Consider the following 6,188-nt stretch of genomic DNA (forward strand, 5'->3'; position numbering starts at 1 on the left):
TTTTTTATTTCTTATTGTTTATTTCTTAGCGTTTTTGCAATTGGGGTGTCTCGGCAAGGGGCGCATTGGCGCCCACAGCTGAGCTGTGCCCGTCTGTGCGATGCCAAATGCCGGCGAGAACCAAACCGCCCACCAGATGCCACACGCCCCAGAAGCCGGCCACCACCAGCATCTCCCCGGCGGCCGGGTAGAAGGTGAACAGAATCGCCAGCGCCAGGCCGGAATTCTGAATCCCCACCTCCATGGTGACCGCGCGGCGATCCCCGGCGCACAGCCCCATGGCCCGGCTGCTGAGATCGCCAATCCAGAATGCCAGTGCGTTGTGGGCAACCACCAGCAACAGCACCGCTCCGGCCACCTGCAATGCGGTTTGCCAGTGTTTGGAGAAAGAGATCAGCACAAACAGCATGAAAACCAGCAGCGACGCGCTGCGGAAGTAGCGCTCACTGGCCCGCACGAATTGCGGGAAGTGCGCCCCCACCACCATGCCCAGCAGCATCGGCAGCGCCAGCACCAGCAGCACCAGAGTGACCATGCTCTCGGCGGGCAGCGCGATCTCCTGCAGCAACCCCCGGGTGTTGGGGTTGAGACTGCCATACAGCGCAAAATTGACCGGCGTCATCACCACCGCCGCCACACTGGACACCGCCGTCATGCTCACGGAGGTAGCCACATTGCCGCGGCCGATCCAGGTCATCACATTGGAGAAGGTGCCTCCGGGGCAGCAGGACACCAGGATCATGCCCAGTGCCAGCCCCGGCCGCACATTGAGAAAATAGGTGGCGGCACAGGTCAGCGCCGGCAACAGCAGGAATTGCGCGATCAGCCCGGTGACCGGCGCCAGCGGCCGGCGCAGCACAGCGGCGAAGTCCGCAGGGCGCAGCCCCAGGGAGACGCCGAACATCATAAAAGCCAGTACCGCGTTCAACAGCAACAGCGCCACCGGCGACATCTGAAAACTGCTCACCGCCGACAGGGTGTCATCCACTAGGCTGCTCCCGCGCTGCTTGCCAATCCCTCAGTATCCCGCGGCGGCAGATCGCGCTTCAAGTCTGCGGTGTGACCGCGCAGTGCCTTAAGGTAGCTGTCCTTGTGCACGTAATAAGCCATGCGCTCCAGGTCCAGGTAATGCATACCGCCGTCTTCGCGCACCAGCGCCTTCTCCCGTTTCAGCTGGCGCAGCGCAAGCGCTGCGCTGGCTCCGTAAGAAAGCTGGCGGATATACAGGGCCACCAGTTCGGCCTGCTCGTTGCGCCCCTCCCAACCGAGGCCGGCGGCCTCCACCATGCCCATCAGGAACAGGTTGTCGTACTCCGGGTGGAACACGTTCAGGTACAGGCGCGGTGCATAGCCCTGCCAGTTAAGGTGTTCCCGCTCGATAAACGGGTAGTGAAGTTTGTAGCCGGTGGCCAGCATCACCATGTCGTAGTCGGCACTGCTGCCATCTTTGAAGCTCACGGTATTGCCATCGATGGCAGCGATATCCGCACGCGGCTGAATATCCCCGTGGCCGATATGATGCAGAATCAGCGAATTCACCACTGGGTGGGATTCGAACATCTTGTAGTCAGGCTCCGGCAGACCGTACTGACTCGGACGCCCCAGCATCAGCCGGCTGATTGCCGCACTGATGCGCTGGTGCAGCCAGCGGGGCAGCTTGATCCTGCCACCGAAGGCGTCGGTGGGTTTGCCGCCGATAAATTTCGGCAGAAAGTAATAGCCGCGACGGAGACTGATATCGACGCTTTTCGCCCGGTGCACCGCATCCACGGCGATGTCGGCACCGCTGTTGCCGCAACCGACCAGCAACACCCGCTTGCCGGTAAACAGCGCCGGATCGCGGTAATCTTTTGAGTGCAGCAGCTCACCGCCAAACTCTCCCGGCAGCTGCGGCATATTCGGATGGTGGAGGGTACCGTTGGCAATCAGCAGGCCCCCAAAAGTGCGGGTCTGTGCTTGGCCATTACAGCGCGTGGTGATTTTCCAGTCGCTACCATCGCGTTCGCAGCGCAGCACCTCGGTATTGAACTCGTACAGTTCGTAGAGGCCAAATTCCCGTGCGTAATCGCGGAAATACTCTTTCAGCTGCGCGTGGTGTGGAAACTGGGCCACCGAATCTTTCATTGGGAACTCGGCGAACTCGGTCATCTTCTTGGAAGAAATCAGGTGAGCCGACTCGTACATGGTGCTTGTGGGGCTGTCGATATCCCACAGCCCGCCCACATCACCGTGAATCTCAAACCCCACACAGGGGATGCCGTACTTCTTCAGATTGCGCACTGTGCAGAGGCCCATAGGCCCGGCCCCGATCACCGCGTAGGGTTTCATTATTATTCTCCCGCTTGCACTGCCTGTGTAGCCGGGCAATATACCGTGACAACCCCACAGCGGGTTGTCATAATCGGGCAGCCATTGGTTAATTCCGGACAGTAGTAATGAAACCGGCAGATAACAGAACCGTCACCCTCAGCTATACCCGCGCTATTCTCTCCGCCCTGAACACCATCGGGCTCAGCACCCCGCAAAACGTAGAGCCGCTCTTGTCCGGGATCGACGAAAATGAAAGGGTGCCCATGGCCGTGCAGGAGGACTTCTGGAGTGCCCTGGCCAGCGCGCACCCGGACCCCCTGCTGGGCATCCGGCTGGGACAGGCGATGCAGTCCAGCCAGATGGGCCTGGTCGGCTACCTGCTGATGACCCAGCGCACCCTCGGAGCCGCCATCGACCAGCTGCTGACCTACCACCCGCTGGTGGGGGAAGGCGGGCAGTTCGAACTGCGCCGCGGTGCCAACCACGCCGACCTCTGCTACCAGCCCAACTACCTGCGCTGTGCGCGCCTGCGGGTCGAGACGGTGCTCTCCGCCTGCCTGGCCCAGACCCGCGGCATCACCGGCGGCCCCTTCCGGCCGCAGAGCCTGCAACTGGCCTACCCCGCCCCATCGCTGGCGCTGCAGCAGCAGTACCAGAACCTGCTGCAGACACCGATCCAGTTCAATGCGCCGGTTTCCGCGATTCGCCTGCGCCCCCAGGATCTGGAAATCCCCCTGGTGGCAGCCGACCAGCAGGTGATGGCGCGCCTGAAGCCGGAGGCGGACGCGCTGCTGAAATCCCTCAAGCACAAAAGCCTGCAACTGCGCGTGGCGCACCTGCTGCAACAGGAACCGCAGCTCACCCGCGAACAGGTGGCCAGCCGGCTGTGCATCAGCCCCCGACACCTAGGCCGCAAGCTACAGGAAGAGAACGCCAGCTTCCGCGCCATACAGGATGAAGTCAGAAGCCACTACGCCTGCCAGTGGCTGCGCCAGCGGGACCGCAATAACGCGGAAATTGCCGCGGCACTGGGCTACTGCGATGAAAGCGCCTTCGGCAAAGCCTTCCGCCGCTGGACCGGACTCTCACCGAAGCATTATCGCAACCAGCAGCCGGCCGATTGAAAATCACAGGAGGCGATCTGCCAGAAACGTCGGCGGCAATAAGATATAAGAGAGCGAAGACGGTAAGCTATATAAGCGGGCTTACTGTGGAGACAGCGCGAGCGCTACTGTAAGCCAGATGCAAAAGATCCGTTCCTATCGCCAATTGAACTCCGTTCTCACCCCCACCCCACGCCCACGCCCACACCAAATGGGTACTGCCATAACTCCCGCAGCAATGGAAGCAAAGTGAAAAGGGAACGGGCGGTTATTCTGCACACCACCAAGAACCATCAATACCGCTTACCAAACAGGTAACAGACCGGAATCTTTAGGCAACAGAATTAAACTGCCACCGCCATGCTCTGCGTCTAACTTCGAGACCAATATCGTCCAGATAAACCGGCCGCCGCGATGGTTATCCTGATAAGGAATCTGGAATTCAGGAAAAAGGCTTTTAAATCAAGCCACTAGCTTTCACCCTATTCACTGGGATAGGAGTCGTGACGACTACTATTTCCGGCAATGTAATGTCCTGTAATCTCTTGAAACCTTGACCAGCCGGGGCTTTCAGCGCATTCTGGCACAAAATATGTTTTTGGATATGAGTCGGTGGAATATCAGCCCTGACGACTACGATACAAATGTTATGCAGAAGGACATCGTACCATTATGAAAATACATGCGTTCATTATACTCGTACTGTTTGGTCATCCAGTTCATGCAGCTTGTACCGAGTCTCAGAACAACGTCAAAATGGAACCTAAGGTTGAAATTTTAAAAGAAAGTGTTTTTGTAGGTGGCGATAACCCCAAAATTGATGAACTGAATATTGAGGTTCCTAGTGTTATAGAAGGCATGAAACTGTCAAGAATATTGGTTTCTGACGGCGGTATCCTAGATACACCTACCTATAAGTTCCCAGTTCAATTTAGTGTTGATCAGAACGTAGCTAAACTATCATTCGAAGTTAACCTTAAAGACATTGGCGATTTCAATTTAATGTACAGTTATAAAAGCAGTGAATGTGCTAAGGCATTTTTTAAACCGGTTCGCGGCTAATCGCATAACCAGGCTGGGCAGTCGACAGCCAAAACTGCCACTCAAATTGCTGTGCAATTACGCGCCAGTTTGGTCTGCACCTGCCAGCGGCGTTATGTTGCCGGTCGGTAAAAATTATCGTTGGTGCCAGCGGGTAATTCTTCGCAATGGTTCGGCGTCCAACATTGAGCAGCTCGGTCATTCCGCATCCCGGCAGTTTCGTTCCTAGAGCGTTCTCTCAGGTTCGGTAGAGCCGGGTAGTCCACTGCAGTATTGTGGAGTGCCAATAAGTTAATAATTTGGTGGGGGAGGTCCGGTATTCTTCCCTCGTAATATTGGGGTCTGGCCAGCCAAGCCGTGGCTGGCAGCGTGCCGGTAGCGGTGTCTAGTGCGGCACCTATAACCAAGCTAGGCAGGCTCGCCCAGCCGGTGGCTGGGCTGGGCAGCCTACGCTGCGCTTCGGCTGCCCCTGCTAGCGGCGTTATAACTACAGGGAGAGTTGAGTGACTCGTAGCCCAGAAGATCAAAAAGTTGCGGATGAGATGTTCGACAAGTTCAGAGACGATCTCCTTAAGCGCGAACTTTCAAACAGTGAAGGCTATGATAAAGCAATTCTGGCTTTATCTTCAGCTAGTTTGGGGTTTTCACTCACTGCAATCAAATTTATTGTTCCAATCGATACAGCTATCCACTTGTGGCTCTTAATACTCTGCTGGTCGATTTTAGTTTTAAGTGTAATCTTCTCGCTGTTGGCATATCTTATTAGCAATAAGGCAATTCACACCCAGCTCAACAACGCACGAGACTATTACAAAAAGAGTATTGACGACGCATTCACCAGGAAAAATATCTATGCCTCTATTAACACGTTTCTGAATCAGGTTACTGGCTTGCTGCTGGCAATAGCTATTTCTATTATTGTTGTATTCATCAGCATTAACATTACTAACGGAGAAAACGAAATGACCAAAGAAAAATCATCTGGAACATATATCGAAAGGAGTGCAAACATTCCAACTATGGAGCAAGTATCAACTCCAGCAGACAACGCAACCAATAGTGCTAATGTGCCAACAATGGAGCAAGCACCAAATACAGGAACGACCTCTCAAGGCGAGTCATCATCCGAAGGGAAAAAATAGTTATAACAAGGCAATGTTGTTCGGCGCTATCGCGCCCGGACTCGCTTACGCTCGCCGCAAATTGCGGCGTTATGTTGCCGGGCGGTCATAAGCCTGGTCAGTGCCAGCATGTAATTTTTTGCACTGTTTTAGCGTCCAGTATTGAGCAGCTCGGTCATTCCGCATCCCGGCAGTTTCGTTCCCAGAGCGTTCTCTCTGGTTCGGTAGGGCTGGCTAGTCCACTGCAGTATCGTGGGGGGGCATTAAGTTAATAATCTGGTGGGGGAAGTACGGTTTTCTTCCCGCGTAATATCGGGCGCTGGCCAGCCAACCTGTGGCTGGCAAAGTGCCAGTAGCTGGTTTGGAGTGCGTCAGCCATAACCAAGCTAGGCAGGTTCGCCCAGCCGGTGGCTGGGCTGGACAGCCTACGCTGCGCTCCGGCTGCCCCTGCTAGCGGCGTTAGAATGAAATGAGAATTTATAACTGAGGGCAACTCTGAAAAATAGCCCATTTCTGGCAAAATACAGTTTTCCAACCGGGAACCTAGAAAATGACCCAGCTGACCTTCGCTGAAGCTGAATATGCAGGCAAGAAACGAAAAACCCGGCGGGAA

6 protein-coding genes are annotated in these 6,188 nt (G+C 55.6%); 3 read left to right on the plus strand and 3 right to left on the minus strand.

The features are described 5' to 3' along the window. Positions 1-25: 25 nt before the first annotated feature. Complete coding sequence (locus tag ABEA58_RS10930; RefSeq protein ID WP_345551444.1) at positions 26-988, minus strand: bile acid:sodium symporter family protein; 963 nt, start codon at positions 986-988, stop codon at positions 26-28. Then, a complete protein-coding gene (locus tag ABEA58_RS10935; protein ID WP_345551446.1) occupies positions 988-2,328 on the minus strand; it encodes a flavin-containing monooxygenase in 1,341 nt (446 codons plus the stop codon). The genes ABEA58_RS10930 and ABEA58_RS10935 overlap by 1 nt, the downstream gene beginning before the upstream one ends. Before the next feature lie 107 nt (positions 2,329-2,435). On the opposite strand from ABEA58_RS10935, the gene ABEA58_RS10940 reads away from it, so the two are divergent. The 3 genes from ABEA58_RS10940 to ABEA58_RS10950 all read left to right on the plus strand — a co-directional run bounded on the left by ABEA58_RS10940 (position 2,436) and on the right by ABEA58_RS10950 (position 5,596). Continuing rightward, a complete protein-coding gene (locus tag ABEA58_RS10940; protein WP_345551448.1) occupies positions 2,436-3,434 on the plus strand; it encodes an AraC family transcriptional regulator in 999 nt (332 codons plus the stop codon). A 651-nt stretch (positions 3,435-4,085) separates the two neighbouring features. Then, positions 4,086-4,475, plus strand: coding sequence for a hypothetical protein (locus ABEA58_RS10945; RefSeq protein ID WP_345551450.1), 390 nt, complete (start codon positions 4,086-4,088; stop codon positions 4,473-4,475). Between the two features lie 482 nt (positions 4,476-4,957). Next, positions 4,958-5,596, plus strand: a complete 639-nt coding sequence (locus tag ABEA58_RS10950) for a hypothetical protein (RefSeq protein WP_345551452.1) — start codon at positions 4,958-4,960, stop codon at positions 5,594-5,596. 247 nt (positions 5,597-5,843) lie between these two features. Here ABEA58_RS10950 and ABEA58_RS10955 read toward each other — a convergent pair. Continuing rightward, positions 5,844-6,188, minus strand: a 345-nt coding sequence (locus ABEA58_RS10955) for a hypothetical protein (RefSeq protein WP_345551454.1), incomplete at its 5' end; no start/stop codon positions are given.

Source organism: Microbulbifer aestuariivivens (assembly GCF_039545115.1).
Lineage (GTDB): Bacteria > Pseudomonadota > Gammaproteobacteria > Pseudomonadales > Cellvibrionaceae > Microbulbifer > Microbulbifer aestuariivivens.

Bases quoted from the DNA above. Each gene is read 5' to 3' on its own strand.
- ABEA58_RS10935 (WP_345551446.1), bottom strand. From the start codon at position 2,328: ATGAAACCCTACGCGGTGATCGGGGCCGGGCCTATGGGCCTCTGCACA.
- ABEA58_RS10940 (WP_345551448.1), top strand. From the start codon at position 2,436: ATGAAACCGGCAGATAACAGAACCGTCACCCTCAGCTATACCCGCGCT.
- ABEA58_RS10945 (WP_345551450.1), top strand. From the start codon at position 4,086: ATGAAAATACATGCGTTCATTATACTCGTACTGTTTGGTCATCCAGTT.